At 61.7% G+C, this 13,978-nt stretch carries 13 protein-coding genes; 8 read left to right on the top strand and 5 right to left on the bottom strand.

The genetic code is table 11. The annotated features are described in order from the left end of the window. Positions 1–41: 41 nt before the first annotated feature. Genes ACE10W_RS15590 through ACE10W_RS15600 form a run of 3 tightly spaced genes read left to right on the top strand, consistent with a single transcriptional unit; the run spans position 42 to position 2,843 of the window. Positions 42–1,241 carry an ABC transporter substrate-binding protein gene (locus tag ACE10W_RS15590; protein WP_304552509.1) on the top strand — a complete coding sequence of 400 codons (1,200 nt, stop codon included), beginning with the start codon at positions 42–44 and terminating at the stop codon, positions 1,239–1,241. Between the two features lie 60 nt (positions 1,242–1,301). Then, positions 1,302–2,108 (top strand): glutathione binding-like protein, encoded by an 807-nt coding sequence (locus tag ACE10W_RS15595; RefSeq protein ID WP_271578558.1) that lies wholly within the window; start codon positions 1,302–1,304, stop codon positions 2,106–2,108. 33 nt (positions 2,109–2,141) lie between these two features. Beyond that, complete coding sequence (locus ACE10W_RS15600) at positions 2,142–2,843, top strand: SDR family NAD(P)-dependent oxidoreductase (RefSeq protein ID WP_161535371.1); 702 nt, start codon at positions 2,142–2,144, stop codon at positions 2,841–2,843. A 523-nt stretch (positions 2,844–3,366) separates the two neighbouring features. Here the strand turns inward: ACE10W_RS15600 and ACE10W_RS15605 are convergent. Then, the gene (locus ACE10W_RS15605; RefSeq protein WP_271613207.1) at positions 3,367–4,263 is read right to left on the bottom strand and encodes a LysR substrate-binding domain-containing protein; all 897 of its coding nucleotides are present in this window, start codon (positions 4,261–4,263) and stop codon (positions 3,367–3,369) included. A 108-nt stretch (positions 4,264–4,371) separates the two neighbouring features. Here ACE10W_RS15605 and ACE10W_RS15610 point away from each other — a divergent pair, with 108 nt between their 5' ends. From ACE10W_RS15610 to ACE10W_RS15630, 5 genes are all read left to right on the top strand, one after another. After that, positions 4,372–5,121 (top strand): SDR family NAD(P)-dependent oxidoreductase, encoded by a 750-nt coding sequence (locus ACE10W_RS15610; protein ID WP_271554402.1) that lies wholly within the window; start codon positions 4,372–4,374, stop codon positions 5,119–5,121. Between the two features lie 23 nt (positions 5,122–5,144). Then, complete coding sequence (locus ACE10W_RS15615; RefSeq protein WP_370204084.1) at positions 5,145–5,996, top strand: transketolase; 852 nt, start codon at positions 5,145–5,147, stop codon at positions 5,994–5,996. Further along, on the top strand, positions 5,993–7,003 hold the full coding sequence (locus ACE10W_RS15620; protein ID WP_304550878.1) for a transketolase family protein: 1,011 nt from the start codon (positions 5,993–5,995) through the stop codon (positions 7,001–7,003). The genes ACE10W_RS15615 and ACE10W_RS15620 overlap by 4 nt, the downstream gene beginning before the upstream one ends. 193 nt (positions 7,004–7,196) lie before the next feature. Then, a complete protein-coding gene (locus ACE10W_RS15625; RefSeq protein WP_304552510.1) occupies positions 7,197–8,222 on the top strand; it encodes a TRAP transporter substrate-binding protein in 1,026 nt (341 codons plus the stop codon). A gap of 89 nt (positions 8,223–8,311) precedes the next feature. Then, the gene (locus ACE10W_RS15630) at positions 8,312–10,111 is read left to right on the top strand and encodes a TRAP transporter large permease subunit (RefSeq protein ID WP_304552511.1); all 1,800 of its coding nucleotides are present in this window, start codon (positions 8,312–8,314) and stop codon (positions 10,109–10,111) included. A 44-nt stretch (positions 10,112–10,155) separates the two neighbouring features. Here ACE10W_RS15630 and ACE10W_RS15635 read toward each other — a convergent pair whose 3' ends face one another. The 4 genes from ACE10W_RS15635 to ACE10W_RS15650 are packed head-to-tail and all read right to left on the bottom strand — an operon-like array spanning position 10,156 to position 13,954. Beyond that, positions 10,156–11,046: an SMP-30/gluconolactonase/LRE family protein gene (locus ACE10W_RS15635; RefSeq protein ID WP_304552512.1), complete on the bottom strand. Its 891-nt coding sequence runs from the start codon at positions 11,044–11,046 to the stop codon at positions 10,156–10,158. 34 nt (positions 11,047–11,080) lie between these two features. Then, positions 11,081–12,184 (bottom strand): ABC transporter ATP-binding protein, encoded by a 1,104-nt coding sequence (locus ACE10W_RS15640; protein WP_304552513.1) that lies wholly within the window; start codon positions 12,182–12,184, stop codon positions 11,081–11,083. A gap of 10 nt (positions 12,185–12,194) precedes the next feature. Further along, complete coding sequence (locus ACE10W_RS15645) at positions 12,195–13,034, bottom strand: carbohydrate ABC transporter permease (RefSeq protein ID WP_271613201.1); 840 nt, start codon at positions 13,032–13,034, stop codon at positions 12,195–12,197. Next, positions 13,031–13,954: a carbohydrate ABC transporter permease gene (locus ACE10W_RS15650; protein ID WP_271613200.1), complete on the bottom strand. Its 924-nt coding sequence runs from the start codon at positions 13,952–13,954 to the stop codon at positions 13,031–13,033. The genes ACE10W_RS15645 and ACE10W_RS15650 overlap by 4 nt, the downstream gene beginning before the upstream one ends. Positions 13,955–13,978 lie beyond the last annotated feature (24 nt).

Consider the following 13,978-nt stretch of genomic DNA (forward strand, 5'->3'; position numbering starts at 1 on the left):
GCATGCAGGGCGCGCGCAAAACAACAATGGAGGAACGCGCGATGTCCTGGGGCACACGACTGGCCTGCGCACTCGTGATTGCGATGTCCACGCCTTGCTGGGCGGGTGACGCGCCGGGTGTCACGCCGACGAAGATCAAGATCGGTGGTATTTTTCCGCTGAGCGGACCAGCTTCTTCGATCGGCCAGGTCGGGCAGGGCGTGCAGGCCTATGTGCAATCGATCAACGATCGCGGCGGCATCCACGGGCGCAAGATCGACTATGTCATGATGGACGATGCGTACAGCCCGCCCAAGGCGTTCGAGCATGTGCGAAAGCTGGTGGAGAGCGACGAGGTCGCCTTTATGTTCAGCCAGCTCGGCACGGCGGGTAACTCCGCCGTGGCAAAATATCTTGCCGCAAAACGTGTGCCGACGATCGCGATCGTCACGGGAGCGAGCAAGTTCACCAGCGTCAAGGACTATCCGCTTACGACCACCGGCCTCGTCAGCTATGACACCGAAGGCAAGATCTACGCAAAATATCTGATGCGTGCGTTGCCCGCGGCGAAATACGCAATCCTCTACCAGAACGATGATCTCGGTCGCGACTACGTCAACGCCTTCAAGGCGGTGCTGGGCGCGGATTTGGACAAGCGTGTGGTCACCGCCAGCTACGAGGTCACGGAGCCGACGATCGACTCGCAGGTCGTCGCACTCAAGAGTTCCGGCGCGCAGGCACTGTTCGTGGCCGGGACGCCGAAATTCGCGGCACAGGCGATCCGTCGCGCAGCCGAGACCGGGTGGAAGGTGACGATCCTGATCAACTTCCCTTCGTCTTCGGTCGCGGGCACGCTGAGGCCCGCAGGGCTGGAAAATTCGATTGGTGTCATTGTCGGGACCCCGAACAAGGATCCGAACGACCAGAAATGGACTGACGATGAGGCGGTCAAGGCCTATCGCACCTTCTTCGAGCGATATCTGGCTGGCTCCGACATCACCAACACCAGCTATCTGACCGGGTACCAGCAAGGCATGGTGCTCGAGCAGATCCTCAGGCAATGCGGCGACGATCTTTCGCGCGAGAACATCATCAAGCAGGCAAAGTCGCTGAAGGACTTTGTTTTGCCGACCGCCTTGCCCGGCGTCAGGATCAATACCAGTGAGAGCAACAACATGATCTGGACGCAGCTTCAGCTTCAGCGCTGGACCGGTTCCCGCTGGGAGCCGTTCGGCGACATTCTCGACGCAAGCTCGGAGTAGAGCATCCGGCTGCTCCTACGCTTGGGAGGTGAGGACGAAGTTCATCAGGAGAAATCCACGATGGCCGACTTGCGCATATTCTCCTATCTGCCGAACCCGCGTGTCTGGAAGGCAACCATTGCCGCACGGTTCTGCGGTGTGGATGTCGAGGTCAGAGGGGCGCCCGCCAGGGAGCTCAAAGGCTGGCTGTGGGATTATGATGCACGTCCTCTGGTCGAGGAGGAACGCCAATCGCTGTCATCTCTCGCACGAACGGGGCGGGTCGGGCTGACCGGCGCGCAGCTCTTCAAGACCGATGCTTTCTTGGCGGCGCAGCCGTTCGGCAACGTGCCGGCCGCCTTCGGGCCTGCCGGCAAGGTCGGAATCTTCGAATCCAACTGCATCATGCGTGCTGTGGCGCGCCTTGGCGAAGCGACGTACCTGCTCTACGGAAGGGACGCCTATGAAGCGTCCAGGATAGATGGCTTTCTCGATGTCAGCCTGGTCTTTGCGAGGGACGCGCAGATCTATCTCCTTGCGCTGTCGGCCGGCACGGTCGATGCGACCATTCACGCCCGCGCGAAGGAGGCGTTCGCGATCTATGCGTCGGGGATCGAACAGGCCTTGTCGCCGCGGCGGGATACGCTGGTGGGGAACGGGATCACGTTGGCCGACATCTGCTTTGCCGCCGAACTTGCGCTGTTCATGAACGAGCATGCGCGGGTTGAACAGTTGAACAGACTGAGCCTCGACAAGATCCTTCACGCCGGTGTTCGGAGTGAGTACCCTCTGGCGTTCGCCCATTTTGACCGGCTCGTCGCGCACGAGCACTTCCGTCCTGATCTCGGGCCATTTGTCGAGAAGTTGCTGTCCAGGGCTGCGGCGTGAAGGCCGCCGGCTGCACGAAGGAGGTCTGCCCGCATGACCGCGCCAGTTTGCCTAATCTCAGGTGTCGGCCCCGGTACGGGCTCGGCCCTTGCCAGGAAGTTTGCAGAAGGCGGCTATAGCGTAGCGCTGCTCGCGCGGAACGAGGAGCGTCTTGCGACGCTCGAAGCGCAATTGCCCGGCGCGAAGGGATTTCGCTGTGATGTATCGGATCCCGCGCAGGTGGATGCGGTGGCATCCGCTGTGGAGCGTGATCTCGGGCATCCCGCCGTCGTCATCCACAACGCCGTCGGCGGTGCCTTTGGCACCTTCCGGGAGATTGACCCGGCGATCCTCAATCGCAATTTTCAGGTCAACACGATGGGGCTTTTGTTCCTGGCCCGGCGATTTACCCCAGCGATGGTCGCAGCCGGTGCGGGGTCTATCATTGCGACCGGCAACACCTCGGCGCTACGCGGCAAGGCCGGCTTCGCCGGCTTTGCGCCGACCAAGGCGGCGCAGCGGATTTTGGCGGAGTCCATGGCCCGGGATCTGGGACCGCAGGGAGTCCACGTTGCCTATGTCGTGATCGATGCCGTGATCGACCTCGAATGGACGCGAAAGCGGTGGCCGGAGCGGCCGGACGACTTCTTCATCAAGCCGCAGGCGATCGCCAGCGAGATCTGGCACCTCGCCCACCAGGACCGCAGCGCATGGTCGTTTAACGTTGAAATTCGGCCCTTCGGCGAGAGCTGGTAGCGGGCGTGCAAAGCGGCAAGAGCCGATCTAGCGCGATCGAGCTGGCGCGGCTCCTTCTGACACGATCTGCGGCCCGTCCACCCTCCAGTCTGCCTTCATGATCCAGCTGTTCCGACAAGGCGAAATTCCACTGCGGGGTTCAATGAAAATTTATTGACGCATGTGTCGGAACGACCGTTGATTTTCAAACTAAATCACACCTCCCTTTAGTCGGCGGGTCCTAGGCTCGAGCCTCGGTATGTACCACCAAGCCAATCCTCAATTCTCGCAGTCAATACTAGATCGGGCTAGCTTACATTGGCTGGACCTAGCTCAAACTTCCTTATGATGGATTGGAGCGAGAGTACGATGTGTTCAATTGGTTAGAAGGTCTCGTGTGCACGGCGTGTGCACTGGGAGATCAAGAAAAATCCCATGCTAACCAATGTGAGCAGGCGTTCTGAAGTGAGCAGCGTCGCCCTGGGCGCAAGCGCCTAGCGGGCGTTATCACGTGCTTGCGATGAGGCACGACCAGACTTGCATCTCAGTCGGACAGACGAGCGCCTTCGCCGCCGAGTTGCGCCACGAGCCAATCTGCAAAGGCTCGTACCGCCGATCTCTGTCGGCTGGCGCGCGGGTAGATCAGGCGGTGACCGACGTAGCGGATATCGTTGGCGCGTCCTGCCAGTGGAGCGACCAGGCGCCCGCTCGCCAGTTCTCGTTCGGCCAGAAGCGTTGATTCCAAGGCCACGCCCAATCCCTCCGCAGCCGTTGCAATCGCAAGAAAGCTCCGGTCGAATCTCATCCCGTGAAGCGCAGGTGCTTCCAACCCATTCGCGGTGAACCATTGATGCCACTGCACCCGCTTCACATCGGAGCGGATGAGCGTCTGATCGAGGAGATCGGCAGGCTTCCTGATCGATTTTGCGAGCGAGGGCGAGCAGAGCGGCGTGACCGTCTCCTCCGGCAGAGGGACAATTTCGACACCTTCCGCGCGCGGCGGACCGTAGACGATGTCGATATCGAAATCATCGTTGCTGAAGCGCGCATAGTCCGTGCTTGCAGCCAGTCGAACCTCGAGCTTCGGGTAAGCCGCGAGAAACTGTGCGAGCCTTGGCGCCAGCCATTGCGCAGCAAAGCTGGGCGCGGAATGGACGCGCACCAATTGTGGTCCGCGCGCGGCAACTTCCTCGAGGCCACGGCGGAGCTGATCGAATGCCGCTCCCGTGTGGCGCATCAGGTTCTCGCCGGCCGGCGTGAGCCGCACGGACCGCGCGCTGCGCTCGAACAGAACGGTCCGAAGCGTGCCCTCCAGCTTGCGGATGGCATGACTGACGGCACTCGGTGTCAGGTGAAGCTCATTCGCCGCATCGCGAAACGATCCGGTGCGGGCAGCCGCTTCAAAGGCACGAATTGCCGATATGGGGATATTCGACAGCATGCCATAAGTGAACCAGATTCATCGATCCGTGACAACTGCGCGCTTGTCCGCTCGCCGTCGGCTGGTCATTCCTAAGCGCCAAGGAAGAACAACTTGCGGGAGGAACTGATGCTGCTCAGCGGTAAGACGGCCATCATTTCGGGCGCGGCCTCGCCGCGCGGGATTGGGCTTGCCACCGCCCGGCGGTTCGCCGCCGAGGGCGCTCGGGTCGCCATTCTGGATATTGACGCCGGCGCTGCGGCGGATGCTGCGGCATCGCTTGGAAATTCCCATATCGGACTAGGGTGCGACGTCGCCGACAAATCGTCCTGCGCGCAGGCGGTCGCCCGCGTGATCGAAGCCTTTGGCGGCATCGATGTTTTGATCAACAATGCCGGCATCACCCAGCCAGTGAAGTTCCTGGAGATTTCGGCGGCCGATTGGGATCGCATCCAGGATGTCAATCTGAAGGGTGTTCTGTTCCTCTCCCAGGCCGTGATCCCGCACATGCGAGCACGGAAGTCCGGATCGATCGCATGCATGTCGTCGGTCTCGGCCCAGCGCGGCGGTGGAATTTTTGGCGGCCCGCACTACTCCGCGGCGAAAGCCGGTGTGCTTGGTCTTGCCAAGGCGATGGCCCGTGAGTTCGGTCCGGATGGCATTCGCGTCAATTGCGTCACGCCCGGCCTGATCGGCACCGATATCACAGCGGGCAAGCTGACCGACGAGATGAGGGCAAAGATCCTGGAAGGCATTCCGCTCAATCGTCTCGGCACGGCCGAAGACGTCGCCGGGATCTACACCTTCCTAGCCTCGGATCTCTCCGCTTATGTGACCGGCGCCGTGATCGACGTCAACGGCGGCATGCTCATCCACTGAGCCAGCAAGACAAGGTCAGATCGATGGAACCCGTGACCAAGACCCTTACGAATACGCCCAAGCTGGCGGACCGCGCCTACAACATTCGCCGCAACGCCCTGCGCATGGGTGAGGTCCAGGGCCAGGGCTATATCGCACAGGCGCTGGACATCTCCGACGTTCTCGCCGTGGCCTATTTTCATGCGATGCGCTATCGGCCCGAAGATCCTTCTTGGGAGGAGCGCGACCGCTTTTTGCTCTCCAACGGGCACTATGCCATCGCGCTCTACGCGGCCTTGATCGAGGCGGGGATCGTCCCCGAGGAAGAGCTCGAAACTTATGGCAGCGACGAGAGCCGGTTGCCGATGTCGGGCATGGCCTCCTACACACCCGGAATGGAAATGTCGGGCGGCTCGCTCGGGCTCGGACTGAGCATAGCCGTTGGCATGTGCCTCGGCCTCAAGCGCAAGAAATCCGGGGCGCGGGTGTACACCTTGTTCTCCGATGGCGAACTCGATGAAGGCTCGGTCTGGGAGGCCATCCAGTCGGCTGGCCACTACAAGCTCGACAATGTGATCGGCATCGTCGACGTCAACAATCAGCAGGCGGACGGTCCTTCCACGCAGGTCATGGCGTTCGAGCCGCTGGTGGACAAGCTTCAGGCCTTTGGCTGGTTCGTGCAGCGCATCAACGGCAATGATCTCGATGCCGTGGTTGCCGCCTTTGACGCGGCCAAGTCCCATCCCGAGCCCAAGCCGCGGATGATCGTCGCCGACACGCTCATGGGGAAGGGTGTTCCCTTCCTCGAGCAGCGCGAAAAGAGCCATTTCATCCGCGTCGAGCCTCATGAATGGCAGCTCGCGCTTGCCGCGCTGGAAGCCGGGAGGCAGGCATGAAGACCGTCAGATCAGCACCGCAGCCCGGCAAGCCGCGCCTGACCACCTCCGCCATGATCGCATCGATCGCGGCCGAAGGACAGAAGACGAAGCCGGCGCCTTTTGGACACGCGCTCGTCGAGCTCGCACGCAGCCGTCCTGATGTGGTCGGCATGACGGCCGATCTCGGCAAATACACCGACCTGCACATCTTCGCGAAGGAATTTCCGGACCGCTATTACCAGATGGGCATGGCCGAGCAGCTCCTGTTCGGCGCAGCCTCCGGCCTTGCCGCCGAAGGCTTCATGCCTTTCGCGACCACTTACGCCGTGTTTGCATCGCGGCGGGCCTACGACTTCATACACCAGACGATCGCGGAGGAAGACCGCAACGTGAAGATCGTCTGCGCATTGCCGGGCCTGACCTCGGGCTACGGCCCGAGCCATCAGGCAGCGGAGGATCTCGCGCTGTTTCGCGCCATGCCGAATATGATGGTCATCGATCCCTGCGATGCCCACGAAATCGAGCAGTTGGTGCCTGCTATCGCGGCGCATCGCGGGCCGGTCTACATGCGTTTGCTGCGCGGCCAGGTCCCGGTCGTGCTGGACGAATATGATTACAAATTCGAACTCGGCAAGGCCAAGCTGATCCGTGACGGGAAGGACGCCCTGGTCATTTCCTCCGGCATCATGACCATGCGTGCGCTCGAGGCCGCGCAAACCTTGAAGGACGACAGCGTCGATATTGCAGTGCTGCATGTTCCAACCATCAAGCCGCTCGATACCGAGACGATCTTGCGTGAAGCCGGCAAGTCGGGCCGCCTTGTCGTGGTTGCCGAGAACCACACAACGATTGGAGGTCTCGGCGAGGCGGTTGCCGCACTTCTGATGCGTTCAGGCGTCCATCCGCCATTCCGCCAGATCGCATTGCCGGACGAGTTTCTTGACGCCGGTGCACTTCCGACCCTGCACGACCGCTACGGGATTTCCACGGCAGAGGTCGCACGGCAGATCAAGCAGTGGCTTTAGCGTAGCGGCGCTAAGCTCCAATCGAGCCAAGCCCAGGTGAGGAGTTACGCCCGTCGCAGGTTGCGGCGGCGAGTGATTGCTCCTGCCCAAATACCGGCGGTCGAGAGCCGGCAAGCGAAGAACTCGGAAAGCTGCACGCCAGCCTGCGCTGATGCAACGGGTAGCAACTTCAATGAAGGACCAGGAGGAAAACATGACTGCATCGAAGCCCGGAAGCATCAGTCGCCGTTCGCTGTTGATGGCCGCCACCACCGTTCCTCTCTGCGGGATTCTGACCCGTCCGGCGTCTGCCGCGGAGTTCGTCTACAAGTTCGCGACCGGACAGGATCCAACGCATCCGGTGAATATCCGGGCGCAAGAGGCGATCGACCGTATCCGCGAAGCGACGAGCGGTCGGCTGGAGATCAGGTTGTTTCCGGCCAACCAGCTCGGCTCCGACACAGAGCTTTTGACTCAGGTTCGCAGTGGCGGCGTCGAGTTTTTCAACCAATCGTCCTCGATCCTTGCCACCCTCGTGCCTACCGCAGGCATCGTGAACACCGGCTTCGCATTCGCCGACTACGACAGCGTATGGAAGGCGATGGACGGCGACCTCGGCACCTACATCCGGGCGCAGATCTCTAAGACGCAGATCATGGCGGTGTCGAAGGCCTGGGACAACGGCTTTCGTCAGGTGACCTCGTCGGGCCGCGAGGTCCGGACACCGGATGATCTGAAGAATTTCCAGATCCGCGTTCCGCCAGCGCCGCTGCTCACCTCGCTCTTCAAGGCGCTCGGCGCCGGGCCGACGCCGATCAACTTCAACGAGGTCTATTCCGCGTTGCAGACCAAGGTCGTCGACGGCCAGGAGAATCCGTTGCCGATCATCGCGACCGCGCGTCTCTACGAAGTGCAGAGCACGTGCAGCCTGACCGGGCACGTCTGGGACGGCTACTGGATCCTGGGCAACAAGCGCGCCTTCGAGCGTCTGCCGAAGGACGTGCGGGAGATCGTGACGCGCGAGCTCGATCGCTCCGCCATTGATCAACGGGCCGACATCGCGAAGCTCAGCCAGTCATTGCGAACCGATCTCTCGGCCAAAGGCCTCAAGTTCATCGACGTCGATCGGATTGCCTTCCGCCAAGCCTTGTCCAAAACCAGCTTCTACGCCGACTGGAAGGGCAAGTTTGGCGAGGAGGCGTGGTCTCAGCTCGAAAAAGCAGCGGGCCAGCTGTCATGACCAGCATGAGCCATACGCCGCATGTGGATACTGGGACCGCGGCCGGCACATCTCAAGCGAACTCGCGTCGATGGGTGGTCGAGGCAAACATGGTACTTAGCCACGCCGTCGCGGTGCCGGCGGCGCTGCTGGTCCTGGCGGAGATCGCCGTGCTGTCCGCGGGCATCGTGAGCCGATACGTGTTCCGCTCACCGATCGTCTGGTCCGACGAGCTCGCCGGCATTCTCTTCCTCTGGCTCGCCATGTTCGGGTCCGTGATCGCGTTCCAGCGCGGCGAGCACATGCGAATGACCGCCATCGTCGGCGTTCTCAGTGCAGAAGTTCGTGCGCTCCTGGATGTCGTCGCGGCCGCGGCATCTCTGGCGTTCCTCGCGCTCGTCGTTTGGCCGGCCTATGAATTCGCCGCCGACGAGGCATTCGTCACCACGCCGGCGCTCGAGATCGTCAACAGCTGGCGAGCGGCGGCGTTGCCGATCGGGATCGGGCTGATGCTGATCGCAGCCGTCCTCCGGCTCATCCGCATCGCGAGCCTGCGCAGCTTGCTGGCTTCGCTCGCGATCGTCGCAGGCATCATCGGAACGTTCGTCCTGCTGGCGCCCGTCTTGAAGCCGCTTGGCAACCTGAATCTTCTGATTTTCTTCGTTTTCGTGGTCGGCGCGATGGTCTTTGCCGCCGTGCCGATCGCTTTTGCATTTGGCCTCGCCACGGTTGGCTACCTTGCCCTGACAACCAGCACGCCCGACGTGGTGATGATCGGACGAATGGACGAGGGCATGAGCCACCTGATTCTGCTTGCCGTACCTCTTTTCGTCTTTCTGGGCCTTCTGATCGAGATGACGGGCATGGCGCGTGCCATGGTCAGCTTCCTCGCGAGCCTTCTCGGTCATGTCCGCGGCGGACTGCACTACGTGCTTGTCGGGGCGATGTATCTGGTCTCGGGCATCTCCGGCTCCAAGGCGGCGGACATGGCTGCGGTGGCGCCGGTCCTGTTTCCCGAGATGCGACAGCGTGGGGCCAAGCCCGGCGATCTCGTTGCGCTCCTGGCCGCGACCGGGGCGCAGACCGAGACGATTCCCCCGTCACTGGTTCTGATCACGATCGGCTCGGTGACCGGTGTGTCGATCTCGGCGCTGTTCACCGGCGGGTTGCTTCCGGGCGTGGTGCTCGCGGTCATGCTCGCGGCCGTGGTGTGGTGGCGATACCGCCGCGAGGACTTGTCTCACGTCAAACGGGCGACTTGGCGGCAGATTGGCCGCGCTTTCGTGATCGCGATACCGGCGATCGCGCTGCCATTCGTGATCCGGACCGCTGTCGTCGAAGGCGTTGCGACAGCAACGGAGGTTTCGACCATCGGCATCCTGTACTCGGCCTGTGCGGGTCTCTTCATCTATCGGCAGTTCGACTGGCGTCGCATCTATCCGATGCTGATCGAGACGGCCTCGCTGTCGGGGGCGATTCTCCTCATCATCGGCGCGGCGACGGGCATGGCCTGGGCGCTGACCCAGTCTGGATTTTCTGCCTCTCTTGCAAGGTTCATGACCAGCCTTCCCGGCGGAGTTCCTGTCTTCCTGGCGGTGACAATCGTGACCTTCGTGATCCTGGGCAGCGTTCTGGAAGGGATCCCGGCCATCGTCTTGTTCGGCCCACTCCTGTTTCCGATCGCGCGGCAGGTCGGGGTGCACGATGTCCACTACGCAATGGTGGTCGTTCTCGCCATGGGCATCGGCCTGTTCGCGCCACCGTTCGGCGTCGGCTACTACGCGGCTTGCGCCATCAGCCGCATCAACCCGGACGAGGGCATGAAGCCGATCGTGGGCTACATGATCGCGCTATTGATCGGCACACTGATCGTCGCGGCCGTGCCCTGGCTATCGATCGGCTTCCTTTGACGCTTCTGCGGGCGCCTCGCGGGACAAAACCGCGAGGCACCTCGTCAGGCGAACTTCGGCAGATGCAGCGGCAGGCCCTCGCAGGGCAGATCGATCTCTTCGACCTGCCCCTTGCCGACTTCAGTCACGCGTAGCTTCTTGCCCTCGAGCGTGAAGGCGCAATTCGTCGGCCGCGGCCCATCCAGGATCAGCCGGTCGGCGACCTTACCCCGGCGGTCCAGCACCGTGACGTTCTTCTGGTTGTAGACCGTGCAATAGAGTCGGCCATCCGTGCCGAATGCCATCCCGTCCGGACCTTTGAAATCGGGATTGGCATCCGGTTGCAGCACGTTGCCGAAGACCTCTCGTCTAGGCGAGGCTTCGCCGAGCACGTCATATCGGTAGATCTCGCCGGTGAAGGACGCGTTGGCATAGAGGTGATTGTCGGAGCCGAAAGCAATGCCGTTGGTGAAGCGGATCTTGCGATCGAGTACGCGTACCACCTTCATGGCGGCCGGATCGATCTCATACACACGGCCGTCCCAATCAAGGTTCAGATAGCCGTCGACGAAGGCCTGACCATTGATGAAGTCCTCCGCGGCCATGCCGGAGTCAGTCATGTAGAGCAGTCCGTTCGGGCCGAAGCAAAGATCGTTCGGAAATAGAAAGCGGTCCGTACCTGCGCCTTGCATGCGCCGGATCTCGTTTCCGCCTTCGTCGATGCAGATCAGCGCCCGGAGGCCTGCTTCCGCGATCCAGATCCGACCGTGGCCATCAGTCGTCAACCCGTTCGGACGCCCACCCGTCGTCCGGATAACCCTGCGATTGCCGCGACGATCAAGCCGTGTGACGCAAAGGGTCGACGCTGACATTTCGGTCACATACATCGATCCATCGGGCAGGCACACCGGCCCCTCCGGCGCTCCAATTCCGGTGGCAAACAGTCTCGACGCCATGTTTTCCTCCTGTTCTCCAGATTGCCGGCGCTCGTTACGAGATGACCAGGCCGCTGGCCGGATCGATCAGCACCACGCGATTGAGGTCGATGGCGAGGTCGATCCGCTCGCCATGGCTGCTGACGTCATGAGCCTGGAGCTCCGCGACCGCATCGACGCCGCCGATCTTGATGGTGGTGAATGTACGGGTCCCCGTCGGCTGAATGAGATCGGCAACGGCCGAATAGGAGACCACCCCGTCGCGCAGAGGTCCGCCGCCAGCCCGGCTGAAGTGCTGGGGTCGAATTCCGACGAGAACTTCTTGGCCATCCGCACCTGTAAGCAATTTGGCTCTTGCGCTCGGAAGCGTCAGCGCACCGCCGGACTGAAACACAACTGCTACGCAGCCGCCGCTTGTCTTGAGGGTCGCCGGGACGAGGTTGATCGACGGAGATCCGAGGAAGCCAGCCACAAAGCCCGTACGGGGCTGCTCGAACAGTTCAAGCGGGGCCCCTTGCTGCTCGATCTTTCCATCGCGGAGCAGCACGATGCGGTCGGCGAGCGTCATGGCCTCGACTTGATCGTGGGTGACGTAGATCATCGTCGTCGTGATCTCGTGATGCAGACGCTTGATCTCGGTCCGCATCTCGTCGCGCAGTTGAGCGTCGAGATTCGAGAGCGGCTCGTCGAAGAGGAACAAGTCTGCCTCGCGGACGATGGCGCGTCCGATGGCGACCCGCTGACGCTGTCCGCCGGAGAGCTGACGCGGATAGCGCTGAAGGAGATTGCCGATGCCGAGCATATCGGCTGCTTCGCTGACCCGCTTTCTGATCTCGATCTCGGGAGTCTTGCGCGCACGCAGACCGAAGGCGATGTTCGCGTTGACTGTCAAATAGGGGTAGAGCGCATAATTTTGGAACACCATCGCGATGTTTCGTTCGCGCGGGCGCAAATCGTTGACCACCGCACCGCCAATCGTGATGGTTCCGCCGTCCGGGTCCTCAAGGCCGGCAATTGTTCGTAAGAGCGTGCTCTTACCGCAGCCGGATGGCCCCACGAGCACTGCGAATTCGCCGTCGGCGATGGTGAGATCGACACCTCGAACCGCGTGCACGTTGCCGTAGTATTTATGCACCCCGGACAGTTTGACATCAGCCACTCCGCTCTCCCTAACCCTTGACTGCGCCCAAGGAGATGCCGCGCACGAGATAGCGCTGCATCACCGAGACTGCGACGAAGATCGGCAAGGTCCCCAATACGGACATCGCCGCGATCTTTGCCCAGAAATTCGATTGTCCGCCGAAGTAGTGCGTCAGCATGACGGGAAACGTGATGACTTCAGTGCGCGTGAGCACCAGCGCGAAGAGGAAGTCATTCCAGGCGAAGACGAAGGTGAAGACCGACGTCGCCATGAGCCCCGGACGGACCATCGGAAAGACGACTTTCCAGATCACTTCCCACCGGTTCAGGCCATCGACGAGAGCGCTTTCTTCGAGCTCCAGCGGAACGTCGACGATGTAGCCGCGCATCATCCAGATGACGTATGGGAGATTGAACGCCGTGTAGAGCAGGATCAGCCCGAAGTAGCCGTCGACGAGACCGAAATACACGTAGATCAGGAAGATCGGGAAGACGACCGCGATCGGCGGGATCATGCGCTGGGAAATGATCCACATCGCGAGGTTTTCGCCGCCGGTGCCGAACCGGGCGAGGCTGTAGGCGCAGAGCGTCCCAAGAACGATCGCAATGCCGGAACTGACGCCGGCGACGATCAGACTGTTCAGGATGGCAAGGACGTCACCATCCTTGAACAGCACGTAATAGTTCGAAAAATGGATTTGTCCGGGGACCCATAAGGGCGGGACATGATAGATCTCGTCCGGCGTCTTGAACGAGATCATGAACAGCCAGTAGACCGGAAACAGGAACAGGAGGGTTACGACGCCCGCGCCGAGATAGCGAAGCGCCAGGATGCGGGCTTTTCTCGCCGGAAGTCTGCCGACCCTCATCGCGCAAGCTCCATGTGCTTGAGAACCAGGGTGGTGATAACGGTGAGCAGCGCAATCACCAAAAACGAGATCGCCGCCGTATAGCTGGTCTCGAATTGCGAGAAGCCCTGGACGTAGGTGTAGAGCGAAACGGTCTCGGTCATCGAGCCCGGGCCGCCTTCGGTAAGAGCCCAGATGATGTCGAAGATGCGGACGAGGTCCAGGCCCCGGATCAGGCAAGCGACGGCGACCACGGGGGCGATGGCCGGCAGAACGATTGCGCGGAGCACGCGCAGGTATGATGCGCCATCGATCTCCGCAGCCTCGAGCTGCGACTGGTCGACATTCGAGAGCGCCGCGAGTAGCAGCAGGAACATGAAGGGCGACCACTGCCAGACCTCGCAGATGATGATCGCCGGATAAACGTAGGCAGGATTGACCGTCCAAATGATTCGCACCGGCTCGCCTGCGATGAAGCTCAGGATCTCACCGACCGGACCGAAGCGAACGTCGAACATCAGCCGCCAGGTCGCTCCCGCGACGATCGGAGAGATTACGGTCGGAAGCACCAGCAGCGCGACGAAGAGCTGGCGTCCGGGCATGCGATCGATGAAAAGCTGCGCCATCAGGAAGCCGATAAGCAACTCGAGGGGGAGGGCGACCGCGGTGATGATGACGGTATGGCCGAGCGAGGCCCAGAGGCGGGCATCCCTGAACAGCTCCCTATAGTTCAAGAAGCCGACAAAGGACGTGTCGTTCTCGGTCATCGTGATGCGCTGGAAGCTCACGATCAGCGAGTAGATCAGGGGAAACAAGCCGACCAGGAGAAGGATCAGAATGGCCGGTGCAACGATGAGATAGGGCAGACGATCCTCGAGCATGCGCCCAAAGCGGCTGGGGCGGCGCTGCTCGGCACCATTGAGACTTGCGGTAAGCTTCATCATCGGTCCGGGAAATGAAACTGC

The sequence above is a fragment of the Bradyrhizobium sp. B025 genome (assembly GCF_042257955.1).
In the GTDB taxonomy this organism is placed as follows: domain Bacteria; phylum Pseudomonadota; class Alphaproteobacteria; order Rhizobiales; family Xanthobacteraceae; genus Bradyrhizobium; species Bradyrhizobium diazoefficiens.